Raw genomic sequence first — 1,948 nt, 5'->3', positions numbered from 1 at the left:
GATCCAAAAAGCAGGCTTTAACAGCGAAACAAAGAAGCTTTTAGATGAGTTTTTAGGCTCGGTTGATGAAGTGAATTTAGCAAGGAAGCAAAGCTTTGAGGAGGCTTTGAATGGTGCAAAGGCTAAAGAGGGAAATCCTGAAATTATCCACTCTTTTATTCAGGATAATGGTAATCAGTTAAAAACTGATAAGGTTATACCTTTAGCAGACCGCAAGGCAAATTCTACCCAAAATTTAGAGAATTTGCAAGGACCTGCGAAAGTTTTAAAAAAAAATGATGAAGAGGGCTTGAAACTACGAAAAGAATTTAAAACAATTTTAGATAGCTTAGAAGCAACTCAAAGCCCAAAAGAGCTAAACGAGCAAGAACTCAAAGAACTTTTAGAAAGCTTTGACAATCCACAAAATATCGAAGAACATTTAGCAAGTAGAAAAGACGCTAAGCAAAGACAAGCGATTTTTCATTTAACGCTTGATACTATGGAAAAGCCAAATTTCAAATATGTCAAAGAGGGCAAAACAAAATATATCAAGAAATTTCAAAAAGCCAAAAACGAGCCTTTTTATTATTTGCTTATAACCAAAGATGAAGATAGAACCTTTATCACTCACTTAAAAACAAGGGATTATAATTATTTACAAAATGAGCTTTTAAATGCAGATGAAATTTTAAAAGGTGCTGACATTATAGCCACGCTTAGACAGCAGGCAGGTGATGCCTTTAAAGCAGAACAAGTGGCTACCTCCGCTGATAATTTAACAAATCAAAGCTTAAACCCTGCTAAATCTAGCCTAAGTAAAAACATACAAGCTGAAAAAGAAGCAAAGATCAAGCAAGATTTAGAAAACGAAAGGCAAAGAATAGAGCTTGAAAACTTGGAGGCTACTAGGTTTAATCATAGTGGCAATGACCTAGTAGAGCAGCCTTTAAAGTCAAAAGATACCGACACCACAAACTTCGATACGCCCATTAAAGACCCTGAAGTTAATTCTACCCAAAATTTAGATAATTTGCAAGAAAAAGAAAAAACTCTAAATTTAGATGAAAGAAGTTTTACAAGACAAGAATTTGACGAGCCAAAACAAAAGCAACTTTTTGAAACTTTAAAAAACTATCAAGGCAGTAAAGTTCCTAAAAATATAAGCATAGATGAGTTTTTAAATACGCTTAGCGAAGTAGAAAACAAAAATAATTTTGTTGATCATTTGCTTAGCAAACAAGACGCTGAGGCTAGACTATCTTTTTTAAATTTAGTTGAACCAAGTTTAAAGGATTTTGATGTAAAGATTACCAAAGTAGAAAATGGACAAATCAAAGAAAAAATGATTAAAAAATTTAGCGACGATAAGGATTTTTTCTATCTTTTAGTAAGTAAAGATGATGGAAAAATTTTATTAACAGGCTTTAAAACTGATAAAATGAATACTTTGTTAAAAGAATTTAAAGATTTTGAAAAAGTGGAATTAAACGCTGACATTATCCAAACTTTCATTCAGCAGGGTAGCAAACAAGATAAACAAGGCTTGGGCTACCAAAATCATATTTTAAAACAAAATGACTTAAACCCTGCTAAATCTAGCCTAAGTAAAAACATACAAGCTGAAAAAGAAGCAAAGAGGGGGCAATATTTAGAAAATGAAAGGCAAAGAATAGAGCTTGAAAGAAGGGCAAATGAAAAAGTCAAAGAAAGTAGGGCAAAAGAATGGGCTAAAAAAGAGGCTTTGGCAGGAAAGGCAGCAAATGATACCAGCGATTTAAGCCTTAAAGAGCCTATAAAACACACAAAGATCAAGGATACAAAGCTTATTTTAGATGATGAAAAAGAGCCTATCAATCTAAGCTTAGCCGTGGTTAAAAAAGAGGATTTAAAAGAAAGCTTTGAAAAGGGTGGCACGCAAGGGCGAAGCGAAAAGCAAGATAAAAAGATAAAAAGCATAAGCCTTGCT

The 1,948-nt window shown here is 33.2% G+C and carries 1 pseudogene; it reads left to right on the top strand.

Annotated features, from left to right (window positions below):
• A pseudogene (locus DMB92_RS09220) lies at window positions 1-1,948 on the top strand (hypothetical protein); the annotation flags it as partial.

Source organism: Campylobacter sp. MIT 99-7217 (assembly GCF_006864365.1).
GTDB lineage: Bacteria > Campylobacterota > Campylobacteria > Campylobacterales > Campylobacteraceae > Campylobacter_D.
The sequence above is the reverse complement of the archived record's forward strand: the minus strand, read 5'-3'. Positions and strand labels throughout refer to the sequence as shown.